We start from the raw sequence: 20,591 nt of genomic DNA, 5'->3' as shown, positions 1-20,591 counted from the left end.
TTGCGCCAGCGTAAGCCTGGATCGACAAGCCGGTCTATACCGGCTCGTATCAGTTTGAAAACGCTGAGGGCCGGAAAACCTCACAACCGGTCTAGACCGGGCGTCAGAGGATCTTTCTCCGGATGCTCTCCCCGCCCTGCGGCGTGCCGATCCACGGGCCCTCGATGGAGGGGTCGAGGATGCCTTCCTCGACGAACCCGTAGCGGCCGTCGAGCACGTAGCCGGCCAGCCGCACGTCGCCCGCGTCGCTGTTGTCCCAGAGCCGGTCGAACAGCCCGTCCACGCGGTGTCGCGCCTGGTGGCAGAAGGTGTCGGCGAGCTCGTACGGCCGCCGCCCGAGGTCCCTGGAGTCCTCCTCCGCCTTGACGCACACGGCGGTCATGGCGAACAGCTCGGCCCCGATGTCCACGAGCCTGCCGAGGAACGACTGCTTGTGCTCCAGCCGCCCCTGCCAGCGGGACATGCCGTAGAAGGTGGACCGGGCCAGCTTGCGGCTGGTCCGCTCCACGAAGCGCAGGTGCGCGGCCAGCGGGCCGAAGTCGCCGTACGACGCGGGCAGGTTGCCGGTGCCGGCCACCAGCGTCGGCAGCCACTTGGCGTAGAAGCCGCCGGCCCGGCGCAGGGCCTGGGCGCGTTCCTGGCGCGAGGCCTCCGGGTTGATCAGCTCCCCGGCGGCCGACAGGTGCGCGTCCACCGCCTCCCGGGTGATCATCAGGCGCATGATCTCCGAGGAGCCCTCGAAGATGCGGTTGATGCGGGAGTCGCGCAGCATCTGCTCGGCGGGCACGCCGCGCTCGCCGCGCGCCACGAGCGACTCGGCGGTCTCGTAGCCTCGCCCGCCCCTGATCTGGACCAGTTCGTCGAGTGCCTGGTACGACAGCTCCGACGCGTACAGCTTGGCCAGCGCCGCCTCGATCCTGATGTCGTTGCGCTGGTCGTCGGCCAGGCGGCTGGTGAGCTCGCAGAGGGCTTCGAGCGCGTACGCAGTCGCCGCGATGAACGCGATCTTCGTGGCCACGGCCTCGTGCTCGCCGACCTTGCGCCCCCACTGCACGCGCTCGTTGCCCCACTCGCGGGCGATCTTGACCGCCCACTTGGCGTTGCCCGCGCACGTGGCCGGCAGCGACAGGCGGCCGGTGTTCAGCGTGGTCAGGGCGATCTTCAGCCCCTGCCCCTCGCGCCCGATCAGGTTCTTGGCCGGCACCCTGACCTGGGAGAACTCGGTGACCCCGTTCTCGATGCCGCGCAACCCCATGAAGCCGTTGCGCCGCTTGACCGTGATGCCGGGAGAGTCGGCCTCGACCACGAACGCGCTGATCTTCTTGCCGGTCCTGGCCATGACCACCAGGAGATCGGCGACGACGCCGTTCGTCGTCCACAGCTTGACGCCGTCGAGCACGTAGTCGTCGCCGTCGCGGACGGCGGTGGTGGACAGGCGGGCCGGGTCGGAGCCCACGTCGGGCTCGGTCAGCAGGAACGCGGAGATCTCGCCCGCCGCGCACCTCGGCAGGAACTCCCGCTTCTGCTCCTCGGTCCCGAACAGCTTGAGCGGCTGCGGCACCCCGATCGACTGGTGCGCCGACAGCAGCGTGGCCAGGGCCGGGCAGTAGGAGCCGACGAGCATGAGGGTGCGGCAGTAGTACAGGTAGGGCAGCCCGAGCCCGCCGTACTCCTCGCCGATCGTGATCCCGAAGGCCCCGAGCGCCGCGAGCCCCTTGACCACCTCGTCGGGCACCTGCGCGGTCCGCTCGATGAGCGCGGGGTCGACATGGGCGTCGAGGTAGCGCCGCACCGCCCTGACGAACTCCTCACCCCGCTTGGTCGCCTCTTCGGACAGCGTCGGCACGGGGTACACGAGATCCAGCCGGTAGTCACCGAGGAAGAGTTGCTTGGCGAAGCTAGGCCGCGTCCACTCCTTCTCGCGCGCCTGCTCGCCGACCTCCCTGGACTCCGCGTACTTGGCGTGCTCGGTCATAGCACCTCCCGACGATCCGCCGTCCTGTGCTAGGAGTACTGCCCGCCTGACGGCGCCTCATCGCCTGATTCTGTACGAACGGCGAACATTCGCTTTCAGAGCCCCGATCGCCACCAGTGCGAGCACGGCGGGCACCACGAGATAGGCGCCGCAGAACACCAGCGCCACGAGCGACAGCCCGGCGCCCACCACGGCCGTGTTCCGGTGCCGCCCCGCGGGCAGCATCCGCACGGCCGCCACCACGCCCGCCGCCGTGACCGCGGCCAGGCAGGCCGAGGTGGCCCGCATGAGCAGGTCCAGATCCACCGCCCACACCAGCACGGGCACGCTGAGCACGGCGAGCAGCCCCAGGCTCCGGTACGGCGTCTCGCCCGGCGCCCCGCCCTTGGCGAACCAGCCCGGCAGCGCCCCGTCCCTGGCCATGGCCGCACCCAGCCGGGAGGCCCCGGCGAGATAGGTGTTGACCGCGCCGAAGGTCAGCAGCACCGCCACCACGCCGGTGACCGGCCGCGCGGCCGGCCCGATGCCGGTCTCCAGCATGGCGGTGAGCGGCACGCCGGTCATGCCGGGGCCGAGCACGCCGACGGAGGTGACCGACACGCCCACGTACAGGACCCCGATCACGACGAGCGTCACCGTGGTGGCCCGGACCAGGCCGTTCCCCTTCCCGGCGAACTCGGCCGACAGGTGGCTGGCCGCCTCCCAGCCGACGAAGGCGAACAGGAGCACGCCGGCCGCGTCCGCCACGCCCGCGGCGCCGTTCGGGGCGAAGGGGGTGAAGTTGCCCGGGTCGGCGTGCGGAGCGGCGGTGATCACGGCGGTGGCCAGGAGCGCGACGAGCAGGACGACGAAGCCGATCTGCAGCCGTCCCGAGGTGCGCAGCCCGGCGGCGTTCGCGGCGAAGGCGGCTCCCAGGATCAGGCAGGCGGCCAGGGTGGCGTCCATGCCCAGCGTGGCCTCGACGTACTGGCCGCCGACCAGCGCGCCGGCGACGGTGCCGATGGGGACCGCGCCGTAGAACCACCAGCCGACCACGGCGGAGGCGTGCCGGCCGAACGCGAGCCCGGCGACGCTCGCCACTCCTCCGCCGTCGGGGTATCTGGCGCCGAGCGCGGCGAAGGTCAGCGCGACGGGGACGCTCAGCGCGAGCAGCCCGGCCCAGGCCAGCACGGACGCGGGCCCCGCGGCAGCGGCGGCGAGGTGCGGCAGCACCAGCATCCCCGGCCCCAGGACCGCCCCGACCAGCAGTGCCGTGCCGTGTCCTGCGCCTATGCGATGTTCCGACATGCAGCCGAAACTAATGCACTCATTCGGCGCCAACCCCTGCCAGTCGAACGAATGGCCGGAACCACATGACACCATCCACTCATGGACGAACTTGATTCGGAAATCGTGCGGCTGCTCCAAACGGATGCGCGGCAGTCCAACCGGGAGCTGGCCCGGCAGCTCGGTGTCGCGCCCTCCACCTGTCTGGAGCGGGTCAGGTCGCTCACCCGGCGCGGCGTGATCCGCGGCTACCACGCCGAGATCGACCCGGCCGCGCTCAACCGGAGCGTGCAGGCCATGGTCTCGGTCCAGGTACGGCCGCTGAGCCGGGCGGTGATCAACGCGTTCAAGTCGTCGGCGGCGGCGATGCCGGAGGTGCTCAGCGTGTTCGTGCTGGCCGGCGGGGACGACTTCCTCCTGCACGTGGCGGTGCAGGACCTGGACCACCTGCACTCGTTCCTGCTCGACCGGCTGAGCAAGCGCAAGGAGATCGTCGGCTTCCGCACGTCGGTGATCTTCCAGCAGGTGCACAACACCGTCCCGGAGCGCCTGACCTGACTTTCGTCAGGGGTGGTACTGGACGGTCGGCCGATCCGGAGGAGGGGGGCGACTTCCTAGGTTTCTCTCCGTGATAGCAGTGAAGTCCCTCCTGATCGGCCTCTCGACGGCGCTGACCCTCGCCCCCGCCCCGCAGCCGACCTCCCAGACCATCGATGCCTACCTGCGCCAGGCCATGGAGTCCACCGGACTGCCCGGCATGTCCGTGGTCGTGACGCACAACGGCGAGGTCGTGCACGCGGCCGGCTACGGCCACGACTCCGAGGGGCGTCCCGTCACCGCGAACACCCCGATGCGCGTGGCCTCGGTCAGCAAGTCGTTCACCGCGATGGCCGTGATGACGCTCGTGGAGCGCGGCAGGATCAAGCTGGACGAGCCGGTGGCCGGGCAGCTGCCGGGGTTCAGGATGGCGGACCCGCGCGCGGCGGCGATCACCGTACGGCAGCTGCTCAACCAGACCTCCGGCCTGTCGGACACGACGGTCGACATCGCCGCCGTGGAAGGCGCCACCTCGCTGGCCGACTACACCTCCCGGCTGTCCGGCTCCGAGCTCCGCGCCGACCCCGGCACCCGCTGGGAGTACTGCAACGTCAACTACGACCTGGCCGCGCGGCTGGTCGAGGTGGCCTCCGGGCAGCGGTTCGGCGACTACCTGCGGGAGCGGGTGTTCGGCCCGCTGGGCATGAAGTCCAGCGCCGTCAGCGACCAGGTCGTCCGGCCGGCCGACGGCTACAACTCGATCTTCGGCGCCTGGCTCCCGCGTGCCGAGCTGTCCGGCTTCCTCAACGACAGCGGCTCGGGCGGGGTCGTCACCACGGCCGCCGACATGGGCAAGTGGCTGATCGCGCAGTCGGGCGACGGGCGCCCGCTGGTGAAGCGGGAGAGCCTGGACGCCATGCACACGCCGAGCAAGATCCGCGACTACGGCATGGGCTGGGGCGTCGAGCGGGAGACCGGGCAGCTCGTGCACTCGGGGAACCTGTTCACGTACAACGCCGTCGAGGCCGTCTCCCCCAAGACCGGCTACGGCTTCGCCGTCATGGCGAACGGGGCGGCGCTGACCGACGACACCTACATCGTCATGGAGGGGCTGACCGCCTTGAGCGAGGGCCGCGCCCCTGAGGTGCCCGGAGGCGACCGGCAGCTGTACGAGCTGGTGCTGGGCGTGCTCGCGATGGCCGCGGCCGGCCTCGGCGTCCTGGGCGTGCTGCGCGCCCGGCGCTGGGCCGCCCGGCGCGCGGGCAGGCGGGTCTGGTGGCGGCTGGTGCCCGTGCTGCTCCCCGTGGCCGTGCTGGCGGCGTATCCAGACCTGATCTCGTTCCTGATGAACGGGCGGGCGGTGACGTGGGCCCAGCTCACCTACTTCGCCGCGCCTCTGTCGATCATGCTGCTGGTGGCGGCGCTGTCGGGGGCGGCGGTGGCGGCGGCCCGGCTGATGGCCGCCCGGCGTTAATTCGGTTGCACGGGATTACGGCCGGCCCGTACTGTCATGGACATGCGCCTTTACCTGTGATTCACCGCTGCTCAGCAGCGAGATCGCCCGTCATCCGTTCCAGACGCGGCAGCTGAGCTTGCCGACCGGCCTCCATGAGCCGCGTCGTGAGTCTGTGTAAAGGAGCTTCCTTATGCGAGTCCGTTCATCCAGGAAAAAGAACCTTCCCGGATTGCCCGTGACGCGGCCGATGCCCAAGATGCCGCAACGGCCGATCATGCCGCCCCGGCGCATCCCGCCGAAGGGCCGCTGAGACAACTACCAGGATGGTAGTTAGGCGAGCGCCGCCTCCACCGTACGCCAGGAGGCGGCGCTCGCGCCTTTCATGCCTTCAGAGGCGCTCGATGATGGTGACGTTGGCCTGGCCGCCGCCCTCGCACATCGTCTGCAGCCCGTACCGGCCGCCCGTGCGCTCGAGCTCGTGCAGCAGCTTGGTCATCAGGATCGCGCCCGTGCCGCCGAGCGGGTGGCCGAGCGCGATGGCGCCGCCGTTCGGGTTGACCTTGGCCGGGTCGGCGCCGAGCTCGTGCGTCCAGGCCAGCGGCACCGGCGCGAACGCCTCGTTGATCTCCACCACGTCGATGTCGTCGATCGACATGCCGGCCTTCTCCAGCGCCCGCCGCGTGGCGGGGATGGGCGCGGTCAGCATGTAGACCGGGTCGTCGCCCATGAGGGCGAGCTGGTGGATGCGGGCCCGCGGCGTCAGGCCGTGGTCCCTGACCGCCTGCTCGGAGGCGATCAGCAGCGCGCCGGAGCCGTCGGAGATCTGCGAGGAGGTGGCGGCGGTGATCTGGCCGCCCTCCTTCAGCGTCTTGAGCGTGGCCATCTTCTCCAGCGTCGAGTCAGGCCGCGGCCCCTCGTCGTCCTCGACGCCGTTGACCGGGGCGATCTGGTCCTTGAAGTAGCCGTTGGCGATGGCCTTGGCGGCGCGCTGGTGGGACTCCAGCGCGAACCGCTCCAGCGTCTCCCGCGTGTAGCCCCACTTCTCGCACATCAGCTCCGCGCCGCGGAACTGCGAGATCTCCTGCTTGCCGTACCGTTCGACCCACGTCTCGCCGAACGGGAAGGGCATGCCCTTCTCCAGCGCGGCCGTGATCGACGAGCCCATCGGCACGATGCTCATCGACTCCACGCCGGCGGCCACGACCAGGTCCTGGGTGCCGGACAGCACGCCCTGGGCGGCGAAGTGGATCGACTGCTGCGAGGAGCCGCACTGCCGGTCGATCGTGACGCCGGCGGTGGTCTCCGGCAGGCCCGCCGACAGCCAGGCGTTTCGCGCGATGTCCATGCTCTGGGGGCCGAACTGCATGACGCACCCCATGATGACGTCCTCGACCGCCGCGGGGTCGACGCCCGTGCGGTCGATCAGCGCCTTCAGCGTGTGCGCGGCCAGGTCAGTGGGGTGGACGGTGGAAAGGCCGCCCTTCTTCTTGCCGACCGGGGTGCGAACGGCCCCGACGATGTACGCCTCTGCCACAGTGCCTCCTGGAAACCGAGCATTATTCGGTTACTAGGGGCAGACTACAACAGAACGACGTTCTACTCACGCGTGGGCGGGACCAGGTCCTCCGCCGCGTCGACCCGGAACCGCCAGCGGTCCACGACCAGCCCGTTCAGCGCCTCGGCCAGCTCCAGAGCGAGCGCGCCGAGTTTGGCGGGCTCGTCGCCGCGCAACTCGATCGCGGTCAGCTCGACGGCGAAGGGCAGAAGCTCCTGAACGGCCGGCGGCTGCCCCTTCTCCGGGACGAGCACGGCCCGGATGTCACCGGCCGTGAACGCGAACTCGTCCTCCTCGTCCGGCTCCAGCAGCGGCGCCAGCTCCTCGGCGGTCGGCCGCGCCGGAAGGATGACGGCGGGCCCGCTCTCCTCCTCGTCGGCGGGGTCGGTCACCTCGCCCCTGCACACCGCGAGCCCCTTGAGCCGGAAGGCCAGGCCTTCGGCGAGATAGCGGTCGAAGAAGTTCAGCGGCAGCGGCCCCTCGGCGGCCACCCTGACCGCCCACACCTTCTCCAGCTCGCCACCGGTCAGCTCCGGCTCGGCCTCCACGGGCGCGTACACCCGCACGTCGGTGGCCACGATGTCGTCGCCGTCCTTCTTCGCGTCGGGGTCGGCGAGCCGCACGATGCGCAGCAGCTCGGCCGGATCCGGCTTGGCGGGCAGGGCCGCCGTCGGGCCGGTACGCAGTCTCCGCTTGGCCATCCAGCCCATAGCCCGCCTCCGCGCTTGTCAGCTTCGATAAGAGCTCGTCATCGTCGCGTAGACGATGACGTTGTCGTCGTAGTGGCCGATCGTGCGATCGTAGTTCCCACCGCAGGTGATCAGGTGAAGCTGAGCGTTCTCCTGGGGCCCGTAGACGCGCTGGGTCGGGAACGTCTTCTTGCTCGCCTGCTCGATGCCGCCGACGGTGAACACCGCGGTCGTCCTGTCCTGGCGCTGGATCTCGATGGTGTCGCCGTTCTTGAGCTCGGGCAGCCTGCTGAACACGGCGCTGCGCGTCCTGGTGTCCTTGTGCCCGAGGATCACGGCCGGCCCCGCCTCACCCGGGGTGGACATGCTCCGGTACCACCCGGCCAGGTTGGGGTTCTCGGACGGAGGCACCTCGATCGTCCCGTCCTTCTTCAGCCCGACGGACATGATCGGCGCGTTGATCCCGAGCCTCTTGATCACGATCCGCTTGGGCGTGGACGGCATCATCGGGGGCGCGGGGTTGATCTGCGGCAGCGGCGGCGGCACGTCGGGTGCCGCCTGGAAGAGCGCCTGCTCGGGCTGCCCGGTGGCCTTCCCGTCCGGCTGCGCCTGCAGCTTCAGGGTCTCCCGGTTGCTGCTGCTCGCGAGCCCGTACTCCTGGGGGGAATTGAGCACGATCAGCAGCCCGGCCACGACGGTGACGACACCGGCGATGGCCGCCCCGATGAGCACGGTCCTGAGGGCCGCGCTCCCCCTGTCCGCGGGCGGCGGCACGTGCCCGCCATCGCCGCCGCCGTACGGATAGTGCCCCGACATGCCCGTCAGCCCCTGGTGGCGTTACGGCGCCGCATGACGAGCCCGCCGACGGCCGCGGCACCCACCAGCGCGGTGCCGGTCAGGATGAACATCCGCCCGTCGGGCCCCGCCTCACCACCACCACCGGTGTCGGCCCCGGCCTTGGGGGTCTTCGACTTCTTGCTGGAGGGGGTGACCGTCACCGTCGCGGTGCTGGTCTTGGTGGGCTTGGGGGTGGAGGTGGTCTTCGTCGGGGTGGGGGAGGTGGTCGGGGTGCCGGTGGAGGAGCCCACCGTGAAGGTGTACGTCTTGAGGCCGGTTGTGGGGGCCAGGCACTTGATCACGGGCGAGGACGCCGAGGTGCCGAAGGCCAGGTCGCCGGCGGTCAGCGTCACGGTGCCCGTGGTGGTGGGCTTGACCTTGACGGTGACGCTGGTGGGGAGCGTGATGGCTTGGCCGATGGTGACGGTGCCGAGCGTCGCTTCCCCGGTGGCGGTGGCGGGGGTTCCAGCGCCGCTCGCCTTGACGGTGACGAACATCTTGGGGCTGGTGGTGGGGAAGCCGGTGGGCGCCTTCAGCGTGTCACTGCCGGTCTGGATGGTGCCGGTCCAGGTGATCGAGGCGTCGGCGTTGGCGGTGGCGCTGGTGGGCGGCGTCATGACGACCTTCATGTCGACGTCGGCCGGATAGTCGGCGTCGCCGCCGCCGCTGGCGAGGTCGCAGTCATAGGCGACGACCTCATCGCCACCGCTACCGCCACCGGTCCCGATCGTCACGTCCAGGACCTCGGTCGACGTCGTCGTGCACGTCGTCTGCGTGGTCGATGCGCTGGTGAGGGCCAGCTTCAGCTCGCTGGGCTTCAAGCTGACCTTGCCTGTGGCTCCGGCGGTGACCGCGACCTTGTACGTCACGTTGCCCGCCGGCACCGTCGTCTGGCCGGAGGTGACTGTCGCGCCCGTCTTCGCGCCAGAGTCAGAGACGGTGCCGCCGGTCGGCGACAGCGTCAGGGTGGCCTGCACGGTGGTGCTCGTCGTGGGGGCCGTCGTGAGCGTCAGCGCGGGGACGTTCACGGTCAGGTCGAAGCTCTGGCCCGCCGTCGCCGTGTCGGGCGCGGTGAGTCCGACGCTGAGCGAGGTGTTGCTGAACGGCCCGCCGCTGCAGGTGTAGGCGAACTGCTTGGTCGCAGCTAACGCGGCCGTCGGGGTGGAGACCACGAAGATGGAGCCGACGAAGATCGCGAGCGTACCCGTCAATCCCAGCGCGGACGTCTTATGGGCGAGGCGGCGCCACGCCTGGGACATAAGCACGGGTCCATCTCCGTTCAACGCAAGTTTCAACAGTCGTGCCAGAATTCCAGCCGTTGGTCACGGTTAGGTTGAGATCCTACGAACTGTCCCTGTCAAGTTCCCGTAAACCGCCAAAACCCTAGCCCTTCTTCTTGGACAACGTCGCGTATACGACGATGTTGTCCGTGTAACTGTGCGCCGTCTTGTTGAAGACCCCACCGCACGTGACGAGCCGCAACTGAGCGTTGGTCGTGTTCCCGTACACCCGCGACGTCGGGAACGACGACTTGCTCGCCTGCTCGATCCCGCTCACCGTGAACCGCGTGACCTTGCCGTCCGACCGGTACACGTAGATCTGGTCGCCCTTGGCCAGCTCCCGGAGGCGGTCGAAGACGGCGGGGCCCTTGCGGGTGCTCACGTGGCCGTTGATGACCGAGGGGCCGAGCTCGCCGGGCAGCGGGGAGCCCTTGTACCAGCCCGTCTGGTTGGGCTTGGTCAGGGGCGGGGTGCCGAGCTTGCCCTTGCTGTCCACGGTGACGGCCCCGATGGGCGCGTTCACCTTGATCTTGGGGATCTTGATGCGGGTCGGCCTGGACCGGGTGGACTTGGCCTTGGTCGAGGGGATCGGGGACACGACCGGGACCGCCGGGAGCGGAGGCGGCGCGTCCAGGCGGGCCGGGGTCAGGGGGACGCCCTTGCCGCCGGGGCCCACGGTGGGCGGGAGCACGAACGCGCCCGCGTTCGCCACCTCCACCTGCGTCGGCGTGTCCTGCGCCGCCGCCAGCGAGCCCGAGGCGTCGTCGGGGGTGGTGGGCCACAGCGAGAGCATGCTCACCATGACCAGGCCGACGCCGCCCAGCGAGCCGGCGATCAGCAATCCGGGCAGTGCCCGCTGCATCGGTGTCTGCTCGGTCATCAGAGCGCTCCTCCCGCGTGCGCGGCCCTGCGCCGGCGCAGCAGCAATCCGCCGCCCGCGCCGCCGATCACCAGCGCGGCCATCAGCCCGTACGGTCTGTCCTCGCGATCCGGCGCCTCACCGCTGTCCACGCCGCCCTTGGGGGTGTTGGCGACCTGCGCCCGGTAGTACTTGGTCGCGGTCGGCCCGGTGGCCTTGGGCGTAGCCGTGGCCGAACTGGTGCCGGTGGCGCTGGGGATCACGATCACGCGCCCGAGGCCGATGTCGGTGGTCCTGTTGTTCGGGGTGGTGTGGGTCCCGGTGGGCGTCGGGTTGGTGGGGTTAGTCGACGGACTGTTGCTGGGGCTGTTGCTGGGACTGTTACTGGGGCTGTTGGACGGCGACTGCGAGCCGCTGGGGCCGGAGACGGTGATGTCGATGGCACCGGGGTTGCCCTGAAGCGTGCAGGTGGCCTGGTTATGAGCCGGCGGTTCGGGGATGTCGCCGGTGATCACCTGGAAGGCGTCCACGTAGGCGTCCTTGGCCTCGGTGTTGACGATCTCGATGGTGTGTTTCCCATAGTCAAGCTGCGGGGACTCCCAAAGGACCTCCTGAGTCTCGGTGCCCGTCATGGCGTTCCCGCTACGGTCCAGACCCGGTTCCACCAGGGGATCGGTGACGGTCTGCCCGTCAAGGATCACTCGGATCGGCCCGAGGCCCGGCGCCCGCCGGCCAATGTAGGCCACCTTCGTGCCGATGAACTCCAGCTTGGCCGTGGCATCTTGTGCGCTGGTCTTCTGCACGTCGTTGAGGAAGTCGGAGTATTCCGGCGCGGTGTACTCGTGGCTCCAGGCGCCGGTATAGGTGACTTTCCTGTTGTTGTTGACCATCACCTCGCCCTCGGCGGGCGTGAACCTGACCGTCAGCGTGGTGGGCTTGAAGCGGATGGTTCCGGTACGCGTGAGAGACGCACTGTCCGATAACCCCTCGGGAAGCTCCAGGTAATTACCCGGCAGCAGCTCGCCCTGCTCCTTGCCGCCCCGGGGCCGGAGCTGACCGATCCAGGCGCCGCTGATGTCCACAACGCCCTCGAGGTCCAGGGAGGATCCCTTGGGGAAGAATCCGGGCGACCCGAACTTCTGCAGGCTCCTGTACGACATGTCCCAGCGGACGTTCATGGTGCCCGCCTCAACCTGGGGAGTCATACGGGCCTCGATGTCCACGCCCGCGCCCGCGATGCCACCCGTACACCTGTAGTTGGCCACCAGCGAGGCCGCGGCCTGGCCCGGGACCGAGGATGCTGCGACGAACGCCGCCGACGCGGCCACGCTCACCGATGCGGCAATCAATGCCTTGCGCCACCGACTCACGGGAGACTCCGATCACGCCACAAATAGACCGAGGGTAGATCTTAGAGTCGAAAACACCCCCAACACATGCCGATCGCGGCAACGTCCAGCACTTGTGATGAAGCCGTGTCCACAGCTATCCGCCGTACCGGGAAAGCGGGTATACCTGCCAGTAACAGAACCCTGTTCGGGAGGACCATAATGCGGCGAGACCTCTTCGACGAGGAGCACCTGCTCTTCCGCGAGACCGTGCGCGAGTTCATGGCCCGCGAGGTCGTGCCGCACCACGCCCAGTGGGAGAAGGACGGCATCGTCCCGCGCGAGGTCTGGAAGAAGGCCGGGGAGCTCGGGATGTTCGGGTTCTCGGTGCCCGAGGAGTACGGCGGGGCCGGGGTCACGGACTTCCGCTACAACGCCGTGATCGTCGAGGAGATCCTCCGGAACGGCGCCTCCGGGCTCGGGTTCTCGTTGCACAACGACGTCATGGCGCCGTACCTCGTGGATCTGACGAACGACGAGCAGAAGCAGCGGTGGCTGCCTGGCTTCGCGAGCGGCGAGCTGATCAGCGCGATCGCGATGAGCGAGCCGGGGGCCGGCAGCGACCTGCAGGGGATCAGGACCACGGCCCTCCGCGAGGGTGACCACTACCTGGTCAACGGGCAGAAGACGTTCATCACGAACGGGATCAACGCCGACCTGGTCGTCGTCGTGGCGAAGACCGACCCCGACGCGGGCGCCAGGGGGACCACGCTGATCGTGGTCGAGCGCGGCATGGAGGGGTTCGAGCGGGGGCGCAATCTCGAGAAGATCGGGATGAAGGCCCAGGACACGGCCGAGCTGTTCTTCGAGAACGTACGCGTGCCCGTCGCCAACCGCCTGGGCCCGCGCGACGGCGAGGGCTTCTTCCAGCTCATGAACAACCTTCCGCAGGAGCGCCTGTCGATCGCCGTGGCGGCGGTGGCCGCGGCGGAGGCCGTGCTGGAGGAGACCATCGAGTACTGCAAGACCCGGCAGGCCTTCGGGCGGAGCATCGGCTCGTTCCAGAACACCCGGTTCGTGCTGGCGGAGCTGGCCACCGAGACCGAGATCGCCCGCCACTACGTGGACAAGTGCATCCTGGCGCTCAACGCCGGGCAGCTCGACGCGGTGGACGCGGCCAAGGCCAAGTGGTGGACCACCGAGCTGCAGAACAAGGTCATCGACCGCTGCCTCCAGCTCCACGGCGGGTACGGCTACATGATGGAGTACCCGGTCGCCAAGGCGTGGATCGACAGCCGGGTGCAGACGATCTACGGCGGCACCACCGAGATCATGAAGGAGATCATCGGCCGGTCCTTCGGATTCTGACCGCACAGACTGCGCAGGACCGCGCGGGAAGGCGGTCCGCGCCCCATACTGGACAGCATGGACGGCGGCCTGATCCTCCTGGCTTTCCTGGCGTTGCTGTTCGCCTGGGGCCTCAACCGTGTGCGCCGGGCGATCCGCCTGGGGCCGGTGGCCTATGGCGGCGTGATGATCGTGTTCGTCATCGTCATGCTCCTCCTGTGGGGCCAGACCAAGGTCTAACCGGACAGCCCCTCGACGAAGCGGGTGAGCAGCCGGGCGAACTCCGCCCGGTCCTCCTCCGGCCACTCCTCCATGGCCGCCGCGAACGCCGCCTGCCTGGCCCGGTGGGCCTGCTCCAGCGCCGCCTGCCCGGCCTCGGTCAGCACCAGCCACGCCTTGCGCCCGTCGGCCTGATCGGCCTCCCGCCTGACGAGGCCCGCCGCCACGGCCGCCGCCACCAGCCGGCTGGCCCTCGGCTGATCGACGCTGAGCGCCTGCGCGACCGTGGACACGGTGACGGACCCGTCGGCGCCCTCGATCACGTCGAGCACCTCGTACTCCGGCCCCACGACGCCTTGCTGCCGCGCCAGCACTCGCCGGCTCTGCCGCCGCCTGATCGCGACCATCGCCCGCTCGACCGCGGCAATATACTTGTCTTCATACATATTGTTGCTATCCTACATCTATGGACAAACCCATCGGCCACTGGCTGAAGCATCTCGACAACCTGCTGGAAGGCGCCATGGAGCAGGCGCTCCAGCCCACCACCCGCCGGGAGTGGCAGGTGCTCAACCGAGCGGCCCACGAAAGCACGTACACCATGCCGTTCACCGGCGTGGACGAGGCCGTGGAGCGGCTCACCGCCAGGGGCTGGCTGGCGGACGGCGAGCTCACCGAGGCCGGGAGGGCCGCGCACGGCGAGATCTCCGAGAAGGTCGACCGATTCCGGCAACAGGTGGTCGAAGGCGTGAGCTCGCAGGAGTACGCGGCCACCGTCGACGTGCTCCGCCGCATGTCGGCCAACCTCGATCACTGACGCGAGGCCCCCGCCGGCTCGGGGGACGACCACGCGGCGAAGACGGTGGCGCCGTAGGGGGTGAGCCGCAGGACGGGGATCTCCCTCCTGAGCGGATTGCCGTCGCGGTCGATCGTGATGTCGCCGCTGGCGCCCTGAACGTCGATGGTGCCGCTGCGCAGCATGGCCGCCACCTCCTGCGGCCCGAGCTTCGCCAGATCGTCCTTCGCGTACCTGTCGATGGCCTTGATCGCGACGTACACGGCGTCGTGGTTCATGATCGCGTGGCCGTCGTCGAGCGATTCCGTGGGGAACAGCCGCACATATCCCTTCTCGTCGCCGTTCCCGAACCTCGCCTTGATCGCGGGCAGCACGCGGCTGCCGTGGTCGGTGACGTTCGCGGAATGGGCCAGGGCGGTGTAGTACAGCCGGATCTTGCCGCCGTTGTCCTCCCAGATGGGGCTCTTGACGAGGTGGGCCTGCTCGCTGGTGTCGTCCCCGGCGAAGACGCTGATGTCGCGCTGCACGCAGGGGCGCGACAGGCTGAGACCGCGTAACAGCGCGGGCAGGCCTCGGGCGCGACCGGCGTAGAAGACGGCGTTGGCGTCGGAACCGCAGATCGTGTCCGCGATGTTCCCGATGACCGTGCTGGAGGCGTTGACCGTCGAGTCGAACGTCAGCGCCCGGCCGCGCCTCTTGGCGTCGACGACGCGGGCGAGGGTCTTGTCGTAGGCCTCGCCCAGCGTCCGGCTGTAGCTGTCGCCGGATTTGGTGTCCATGACGATGACCGGCTTTAGCGCGGGAACGGCCTGCCCGGCGAAGCGCACGAGAGCCGCCGCCTCGTCGCTGTTCAGCGGCGCCATCCGTACCAGTGCCTCGTGACGCTGCAGCTCGTCCGAGGTGATCACGGCCGCCACCATCGCGATCTTGTCCTTGCTGAGCCGGTCGATCACGCGCTTGGTGGCTTCGACGCTGTTCCCGAGCCCGGTGACGGCGAGGATGCGTTCGCTCTGGACGCGGCCCTCCAGGTCCGTGACCGTGTCCTCCCAGGCGTCCGAGCTGATGTTGCCGACGAGCAGCCTGATGTACGGCGCCGCGGACTGCTCCCTGTTCCGCCACAGTTGCGCCAGATGTGACCCCTGGAGGGCATGCCGGATGGTGTCGAGGCCCATCCCCGTCTCGGTCACATCGCCCGACATCGGGAGCAGCACCAGGATGGTGGCGTACTCACCCGGATGCTTCGAGATCACGTCGTCGTTCTCCGCGTGGATGCGCTCCATGATGCCGGTCAGGCTCGGGTCGAAGGCGTCGCTCGCGTCGGTGAGCCTGGACGGCGCGCGGAAGGCGAAGGTGAGGCCCGTCGCGACGAGCACGGCGACGAGGACGACGCGCACGGTCCACTGCCGGCGGCGACGCTTGACGTAGGCGGGGGCGGGCCCGATCCGGAGGCTGTCAGGGATGTCGCTCATACCTCTCGGCCTCTCGGTTGAGGATCGACCCGCCGGTCGTCGTGAGGCTCGCCAGCTGCCTGAACTCGTGCGCGATCTCCGTCGCGCGCCGGCCCGGGGGATCGAGGACGGGATCGAGCCAGAACCACCGGGCCACCACCAGCTTCCTGATCATGGAAGTCCGGTCTCGCCGTTCCGTGTCGGCCGAGCTCACCGCCAGTGAGTCGTACAACGCCGCCAAGGGCCGGTCCAGGGGCAGGCGGTTGGGGGCCGCGGTCACCTGCTCGTAGAGCTGAACCCACTCCGGCAGGCGACTGCCGCGGCGGCCGATCACGTCGAGCTGCCCGAACCTCTCGTTCAGGAACGCCACGACGATCTCCAGCCGGGGATCGTCCCCGTCCGTCACCCGGGCCAGCGTGTGATAGGCGGCCGAGGCGTCGTCGGCCACCTCCTGCTTGCGGTAGAACCTCTCCATCGTCTCGTGGACCTGGTCCCAGCGCTCCGGCTCCGCGGCGAGGTGGTGCAGCAGCAGCCTTCTGAGCCAGGGATGGAGGACGGTGATCTCCTCACCGCCGGAGGAGGAGCGCTCCCAGCCGCCTCCTCGGCTCTCCGCGGCGCTCTGCGTGGTGAGCCACAGCCGCTCGGCCAGCTCGCGGCGGAGGTGCGAGGCGGTGCTCGCCCCGTCGAGCAGCGCGTTCTCGGCGTCGTCCACGTTCCTGGCCGCCGACCAGGCCATCAGCAGGTCACGCCGGGGCAGGTGGTCGGGCATCAGCCGGCGCAGGGCGACCTTTTCGTGCAGGACGGCGCGGAACTCGTCGTCGTCCTCGGCCTTCTCGAGCAGATCGCCCAGTTCGCGGGCGGCGTACGGGTAACCCCCGGTCAGCTCGTGGACCGCGCGCTCGTGAACCGCCGCGGTCCCGCCGGCCGGCAGGCCGGGCATGAGCACGGGATACCACCAGCGCTGTTCCCCGTCGCCGCGCCGCTCCACCCAGTCCTCGTACGTGGCCGCGGCGAGCCGCGGCGGCCGGCGGGCCTCCGGCGTTCCCGGGCACGCCCAGCCCGTCATTCCCTTCGGCCAGGTCCTGGACGCGGCCACGACCACCAGGGGGTCCGCGCTCGCGCCGGCTTTGGAGCGCCTGTCCCTGGCGGCGACCAGCGCCTGCAGGAAGGCACAGCCCGCCGGGCTGTCGGCGTCGTCCAGCAGCAGGAGGCAGTTGCGCGCGTGGCGCGGCTTCGCCCACGCCTGGGCGAGGTCCTCGAGGAACGCCTCGACGAGGATCCCCCGCGCGCCCTCCGCCCGCTCCCCACCGATCTTCTGCTCCTGTACGAGATTCAGGACGTCACCGCCGAGCCGTTCCGAGAGCCACGCCTTTGCCACGCGGTGAACCCGATCGGCGGCGTCCAGATGGCGCTCCAGCAACTCCGCGACATAAACCAGAAATTTCAGCCAAATGCCAATGTTCGGCAATAAGGAGGCGATATCTCGCCACTGCGCCGCGTCATCGGGATCAATGCGCGCCTTGCGCTGAAGACGCAGCTGCAGCTGATCTTCGAGTTGCGAACGCGACAATTTCGGATCGAGACCGAGCACCACCAGCGTGAAAACCGTACGGGGCAGCCGCACCTTGTCGAGCGCCGCCAGGTCATAGGCGATCCGCTGGATCACGTCGGCGACGGTGCTGCCGTGCGCCGGGTGGAGCGCCAGGTTGACCGCCGGAGAGGGCGGTTTCCGCACGCTGTGCGAGATCTGCGTGAGGGTCGCGCTCTTCCCGGTGCCCGCCAGTCCGAGCAGAAAAATGACGGGCAGCTCGTGCTGCCCGGAAGGATGAGTTTTCTGGAGGCACCCTCGCAACAACGGGTACCAGGAGTCGTCCGCCATGAATTCCGCCATATGGCCATACCGGGAAATCGACCGCCGCTCCCTCTTGAGCGCTCGATACCGGGAAACCTATCCCATCCCTTTGGCGGAGGTCAGAGAAATTACGAAATGGCGCTGGATTCCAGAATGACGCGGGCGACGAGGTCGGGGTCGTCGCTCATGGGCACGTGACCGCACCCTTTCAACAGCTTGACCCGCTGCCCCGACCAGCGGGCCGCGCGCACGGCCTGGCGGCGCAGCAGGAGCCGGTCGTGCTCGCCCCACGCGATCGTGATGGGCGACTTCGGCGGGGCGGGCGGCATCAGGCCGGCGAACGACTCCAGCGTCTCGTCGAAGCCGCTCGCCCAGGCCAGCGCCTGCATGGCCGCGACGTGCGCGGTGGCGGAGAGCCTGGAGGGGTGGGCGACCAGGATCCCGGTCGAGACGGCCCGCAGCAGCGGGTTCTCGGCCACCTTGGCGGTATGCCTTGCGGGGATCGACCGGGCCGAGGCGCGCAGGGCGCGCAGCGCGGACTGGCAGTAGAGCAGCTCGGGCCGGGACCAGAAGCCGGCCGGCGACAGCGCGGTGGCCGTGCGTACGACGCCGCGCGAGGCCAGCTCCAGCGCGATGTAGCCGCCGAGCGAGTTGCCCGCCACGTGCGGCTCGCGCACGCCGAGCACCGCGCAGAACGACTCGACCGCGTCGGCCAGCGACTCCGCGGTGTAGGTGACGCCCTCGGGCAGGCCCGGGGATCTGCCGAAGCCGGGCAGGTCGAGCGCGATCACCGTACGCGCGGCCGCCAGGCGGTCCAGCACCGGCAACCACGCCTGCCAGTGATGGCCGATCCCGTGGATGAGGATCAGCGGCGCGCCGGTGCCCCGTCGTTCGAAGGCCAGCTCCATACGGTCAGCTAATCACTCATCTCCCGCGAGTGGGAATCTCGAACCAGACGGCTTTGCCTTCCCTGGTAGGACGTGATCCCCAGCGCCTGGCCAGCTGGTCGACGAGGTAGAGGCCGCGCCCGCCCTCGTCGTTCTCCCCCGCGCTGCGGATGCGCGGCAGGCGCAGGTCCTGGTCGAAGACCTCGACCCAGACCGACTCCTCGCCCCTGCGCAGCCTCAGCGTGAACTCCTTGTCGCCGACCACTTCGTCCTCGAAGCCCGGCACGTCCCAGGACTCGTCGAACGGCAGCGGCGGCCCCTCCACGACCAGTTCCCTGCGGGGCACGGTGGCGGTGGCGGCGTGCAGCACGACGTTGGTCACGACCTCGGAGACGAGCAGGCAGGCCAGCTCGGCCCGTTCCTCGGGCACGTTCCAGCTCGAGAACGCCTCCGACGCCATGCGGCGCGCCTCGCCCACCATGATCGGCTGGGCGGGGAACGTGCGCTCCTCGACGTCGAGGTCGACGTCGCTGGAGCGGACGACCAGGATCGCCATGTCGTCGTCGATCTCGCCGGGCACGGCCACCGTGGCGGTGTCGGCGATGCGCTCGACCTCGGCGCCGGACATCTTGGCGAGCTTCTCGCACAGCACGCCGAGCGTCTCTTGCTCGCTCGGCACCTGGCCGTCGCGGCCCGGGCGGCGGTCGACCAGGCCGTCGGTGTAGAGCAGCAGCGCCGCGCCCGGCGGCAGCGTGCGCGTCTCCTCCTTGTAGACCAGGTCGGCGTGCAGGCCCTTGGCGTGGACGCCGAGCGGCTGGCCGACCTCCTCGATGTCGAGCTCCACGCACTGGCCGTCGACCAGCAGCAGCGGCGGCGCGTGGCCCGCGTTGGCGAAGGACAGCTGGCGCGACCAGGCGTCGTAGACCAGATACTGGCAGGTCACGATGGGCGGGATGCTGACCTCGGCGCCGTTGTCGTCGTGCTCGGGCGTGGCGATGATGCGGGTCCACTCGTCGAGCCTGGCCAGGATGTCGGCCGGCGACTTGTCGTCCTGAGCGAAGGCCCGCAGCGCGGCCCTGAGCTGGCCCATGATGGCCGCCGCCTTGGCGCCCCGGCCCTCGACGTCGCCGATCACGATGCCGACCCGGCCCGCCGACAGCGGGATCACGTCGTACCAGTCGCCGCCGACCTGGGTCTGGATGCCCTGGCCGTGGGAGGCGAGCGGGGCCGCCGGGTAGTAGCGCACCGCGATCTGCAGGCCGTCGAGCTGCGGCAGCGCCCGGGGCAGCAGGTATTTCTGGAACGACTCCGCCGTGTGGCGCTCCTCCTCGAACAGCAGCGCGTTGTCGATGGCGAGCGCGACCCGGGTGGCGATGGCGCCGACGAAGTCGCGGTCGAAGGCGTCGTAGTGGGGACTGCGCCGGTCGGTGAGGTTGGACAGGCCCAGATACATCAGCCCGAGCGTCTCGCCGCGCACCAGCAGGGGGGCGACGATGGCGGAGGTCATGCCGATCTCGCCGCACAGGCGGGCGCTGCCCTCGCTGGTGGCCGGGTAGCTGCTGGTGGCGAAGCTCTCGACCAGGATCGTCTCCTGGCGGCGCAGCGCCGTGTCGGCGTAGTGGCCGGAGGGGTAGCGGATCTCCGCGCCCAGCGGCTTCCAGGTGCCCGACGGCGGCTCCCATCCCTGGACGTGCTGGGAGACCCGGCGGACGAGCCGGTCGCCCTCCATCAGCTCGATGAAGCAGTGGTCGGCGAACTGGGGCACCAGCATCTCGGCGACCCGCTTGAGCGTCTCCTCGACGTAGAGCGAGCCGGCCAGCCGTTCGCCGATGCGCTCCAGCAGGCCGAAGCGGTCCTTCTCGCGCTCGTTGCTGCGCAGCGCCTCGCGGGCCATGATGACGATGCCCGTCACCGAGCCCGAGGCGTGGCGCAGCGGCACGGCCTGGGCGCGTACGTAGACGATGGTCCCGTCGCCGCGCCTGACGTCGAACGTGCCCTCCCACACGCCGCCCTTGAGCACGTGCTTGGCCAGCTCGACCGCCAGCGGGTGGTCCTTCTCCATGATCCCGAGGGACAGGACGGACGCGTCACGTGAAGGCGACTTGCCCTGACGGCCGAAGAGCTTCTCGGCGAAGGGGTTCCAATAGAGGAGATTGCTGAAACGGTCGGTGACGATCACCGCCATCTCAGCGTGATCGAGCACAGATCCGGCACCCAGGTGATCAGCCGTTTCCTGTGACAGATCCCCCCATCGATTCAT

The 20,591-nt window shown here is 69.7% G+C and carries 18 protein-coding genes; 5 read left to right on the top strand and 13 right to left on the bottom strand.

The annotated features are described in order from the left end of the window. Nucleotides 1–103: 103 nt before the first annotated feature. Together ABZX61_RS46255 and ABZX61_RS46250 are read right to left on the bottom strand one after the other, a co-directional pair. A complete protein-coding gene (locus tag ABZX61_RS46255; protein WP_355204500.1) occupies nucleotides 104–1,975 on the bottom strand; it encodes an acyl-CoA dehydrogenase family protein in 1,872 nt (623 codons plus the stop codon). A gap of 57 nt (nucleotides 1,976–2,032) precedes the next feature. Then, entirely contained in the window at nucleotides 2,033–3,262 is a 1,230-nt protein-coding gene (locus tag ABZX61_RS46250; protein ID WP_355204498.1) for an amino acid permease, read from the bottom strand. A gap of 81 nt (nucleotides 3,263–3,343) precedes the next feature. On the opposite strand from ABZX61_RS46250, the gene ABZX61_RS46245 reads away from it, so the two are divergent. Then, nucleotides 3,344–3,799, top strand: a complete 456-nt coding sequence (locus ABZX61_RS46245; protein WP_185070549.1) for an Lrp/AsnC family transcriptional regulator — start codon at nucleotides 3,344–3,346, stop codon at nucleotides 3,797–3,799. 70 nt (nucleotides 3,800–3,869) lie between these two features. After that, the gene (locus tag ABZX61_RS46240) at nucleotides 3,870–5,252 is read left to right on the top strand and encodes a serine hydrolase domain-containing protein (protein WP_355204495.1); all 1,383 of its coding nucleotides are present in this window, start codon (nucleotides 3,870–3,872) and stop codon (nucleotides 5,250–5,252) included. A gap of 370 nt (nucleotides 5,253–5,622) precedes the next feature. Here ABZX61_RS46240 and ABZX61_RS46235 read toward each other — a convergent pair whose 3' ends face one another. From ABZX61_RS46235 to ABZX61_RS46210, 6 genes are all read right to left on the bottom strand, one after another. Then, nucleotides 5,623–6,768 (bottom strand): acetyl-CoA C-acetyltransferase, encoded by a 1,146-nt coding sequence (locus ABZX61_RS46235; protein WP_350733384.1) that lies wholly within the window; start codon nucleotides 6,766–6,768, stop codon nucleotides 5,623–5,625. Between the two features lie 62 nt (nucleotides 6,769–6,830). Continuing rightward, entirely contained in the window at nucleotides 6,831–7,490 is a 660-nt protein-coding gene (locus ABZX61_RS46230) for a hypothetical protein (protein WP_355204491.1), read from the bottom strand. 27 nt (nucleotides 7,491–7,517) lie between these two features. Next, complete coding sequence (locus ABZX61_RS46225; protein WP_350733379.1) at nucleotides 7,518–8,294, bottom strand: class F sortase; 777 nt, start codon at nucleotides 8,292–8,294, stop codon at nucleotides 7,518–7,520. Between the two features lie 5 nt (nucleotides 8,295–8,299). Continuing rightward, nucleotides 8,300–9,580, bottom strand: coding sequence for a hypothetical protein (locus tag ABZX61_RS46220; RefSeq protein WP_355204489.1), 1,281 nt, complete (start codon nucleotides 9,578–9,580; stop codon nucleotides 8,300–8,302). Between the two features lie 118 nt (nucleotides 9,581–9,698). Then, on the bottom strand, nucleotides 9,699–10,475 hold the full coding sequence (locus ABZX61_RS46215; protein WP_350733377.1) for a class F sortase: 777 nt from the start codon (nucleotides 10,473–10,475) through the stop codon (nucleotides 9,699–9,701). Next, nucleotides 10,475–11,824, bottom strand: coding sequence for a hypothetical protein (locus ABZX61_RS46210; RefSeq protein ID WP_355204486.1), 1,350 nt, complete (start codon nucleotides 11,822–11,824; stop codon nucleotides 10,475–10,477). Before ABZX61_RS46210 ends, ABZX61_RS46215 begins: the two co-directional genes overlap by 1 nt. Before the next feature lie 180 nt (nucleotides 11,825–12,004). On the opposite strand from ABZX61_RS46210, the gene ABZX61_RS46205 reads away from it, so the two are divergent. Both ABZX61_RS46205 and ABZX61_RS46200 read left to right on the top strand, forming a co-directional pair. Next, complete coding sequence (locus ABZX61_RS46205; protein WP_350733374.1) at nucleotides 12,005–13,150, top strand: acyl-CoA dehydrogenase family protein; 1,146 nt, start codon at nucleotides 12,005–12,007, stop codon at nucleotides 13,148–13,150. 57 nt (nucleotides 13,151–13,207) lie between these two features. Continuing rightward, nucleotides 13,208–13,369, top strand: coding sequence for a hypothetical protein (locus tag ABZX61_RS46200; protein WP_350733373.1), 162 nt, complete (start codon nucleotides 13,208–13,210; stop codon nucleotides 13,367–13,369). On the opposite strand, the gene ABZX61_RS46195 is transcribed toward ABZX61_RS46200, so the two are convergent. Then, complete coding sequence (locus ABZX61_RS46195) at nucleotides 13,366–13,794, bottom strand: MarR family winged helix-turn-helix transcriptional regulator (protein WP_355204482.1); 429 nt, start codon at nucleotides 13,792–13,794, stop codon at nucleotides 13,366–13,368. The two genes, ABZX61_RS46200 and ABZX61_RS46195, sit on opposite strands and share 4 nt — an antisense overlap. 20 nt (nucleotides 13,795–13,814) lie before the next feature. Here ABZX61_RS46195 and ABZX61_RS46190 point away from each other — a divergent pair, with 20 nt between their 5' ends. Beyond that, nucleotides 13,815–14,165, top strand: coding sequence for a MarR family transcriptional regulator (locus ABZX61_RS46190; RefSeq protein ID WP_355204479.1), 351 nt, complete (start codon nucleotides 13,815–13,817; stop codon nucleotides 14,163–14,165). Here ABZX61_RS46190 and ABZX61_RS46185 read toward each other — a convergent pair. From ABZX61_RS46185 to ABZX61_RS46170, 4 genes are all read right to left on the bottom strand, one after another. Then, a complete protein-coding gene (locus ABZX61_RS46185) occupies nucleotides 14,159–15,613 on the bottom strand; it encodes a hypothetical protein (protein ID WP_355204476.1) in 1,455 nt (484 codons plus the stop codon). The genes ABZX61_RS46190 and ABZX61_RS46185 overlap by 7 nt on opposite strands. After that, nucleotides 15,597–17,483, bottom strand: a complete 1,887-nt coding sequence (locus ABZX61_RS46180; RefSeq protein ID WP_355204473.1) for a hypothetical protein — start codon at nucleotides 17,481–17,483, stop codon at nucleotides 15,597–15,599. The genes ABZX61_RS46185 and ABZX61_RS46180 overlap by 17 nt, the downstream gene beginning before the upstream one ends. A gap of 89 nt (nucleotides 17,484–17,572) precedes the next feature. Then, nucleotides 17,573–18,352, bottom strand: coding sequence for an alpha/beta fold hydrolase (locus ABZX61_RS46175; protein WP_350733365.1), 780 nt, complete (start codon nucleotides 18,350–18,352; stop codon nucleotides 17,573–17,575). A gap of 16 nt (nucleotides 18,353–18,368) precedes the next feature. Further along, a complete protein-coding gene (locus tag ABZX61_RS46170; protein WP_355204470.1) occupies nucleotides 18,369–20,591 on the bottom strand; it encodes a SpoIIE family protein phosphatase in 2,223 nt (740 codons plus the stop codon).

Origin of the sequence: Nonomuraea sp. NPDC003709 (genome assembly GCF_040610775.1) — a bacterium.
GTDB lineage: Bacteria > Actinomycetota > Actinomycetes > Streptosporangiales > Streptosporangiaceae > Nonomuraea > Nonomuraea angiospora_A.
The sequence above is the reverse complement of the archived record's forward strand: the minus strand, read 5'-3'. Positions and strand labels throughout refer to the sequence as shown.

Bases quoted from the DNA above. Each gene is read 5' to 3' on its own strand.
- ABZX61_RS46170 (WP_355204470.1), bottom strand. From the start codon at position 20,591: ATGAATCGATGGGGGGATCTGTCACAGGAAACGGCTGATCACCTGGGT.
- ABZX61_RS46215 (WP_350733377.1), bottom strand. From the start codon at position 10,475: ATGACCGAGCAGACACCGATGCAGCGGGCACTGCCCGGATTGCTGATC.
- ABZX61_RS46205 (WP_350733374.1), top strand. From the start codon at position 12,005: ATGCGGCGAGACCTCTTCGACGAGGAGCACCTGCTCTTCCGCGAGACC.
- ABZX61_RS46255 (WP_355204500.1), bottom strand. From the start codon at position 1,975: ATGACCGAGCACGCCAAGTACGCGGAGTCCAGGGAGGTCGGCGAGCAG.
- ABZX61_RS46225 (WP_350733379.1), bottom strand. From the start codon at position 8,294: ATGTCGGGGCACTATCCGTACGGCGGCGGCGATGGCGGGCACGTGCCG.
- ABZX61_RS46250 (WP_355204498.1), bottom strand. From the start codon at position 3,262: ATGTCGGAACATCGCATAGGCGCAGGACACGGCACGGCACTGCTGGTC.
- ABZX61_RS46230 (WP_355204491.1), bottom strand. From the start codon at position 7,490: ATGGCCAAGCGGAGACTGCGTACCGGCCCGACGGCGGCCCTGCCCGCC.
- ABZX61_RS46175 (WP_350733365.1), bottom strand. From the start codon at position 18,352: ATGGAGCTGGCCTTCGAACGACGGGGCACCGGCGCGCCGCTGATCCTC.
- ABZX61_RS46200 (WP_350733373.1), top strand. From the start codon at position 13,208: ATGGACGGCGGCCTGATCCTCCTGGCTTTCCTGGCGTTGCTGTTCGCC.
- ABZX61_RS46245 (WP_185070549.1), top strand. From the start codon at position 3,344: ATGGACGAACTTGATTCGGAAATCGTGCGGCTGCTCCAAACGGATGCG.
- ABZX61_RS46185 (WP_355204476.1), bottom strand. From the start codon at position 15,613: ATGAGCGACATCCCTGACAGCCTCCGGATCGGGCCCGCCCCCGCCTAC.
- ABZX61_RS46195 (WP_355204482.1), bottom strand. From the start codon at position 13,794: ATGTATGAAGACAAGTATATTGCCGCGGTCGAGCGGGCGATGGTCGCG.
- ABZX61_RS46180 (WP_355204473.1), bottom strand. From the start codon at position 17,483: ATGGCGGAATTCATGGCGGACGACTCCTGGTACCCGTTGTTGCGAGGG.
- ABZX61_RS46190 (WP_355204479.1), top strand. From the start codon at position 13,815: ATGGACAAACCCATCGGCCACTGGCTGAAGCATCTCGACAACCTGCTG.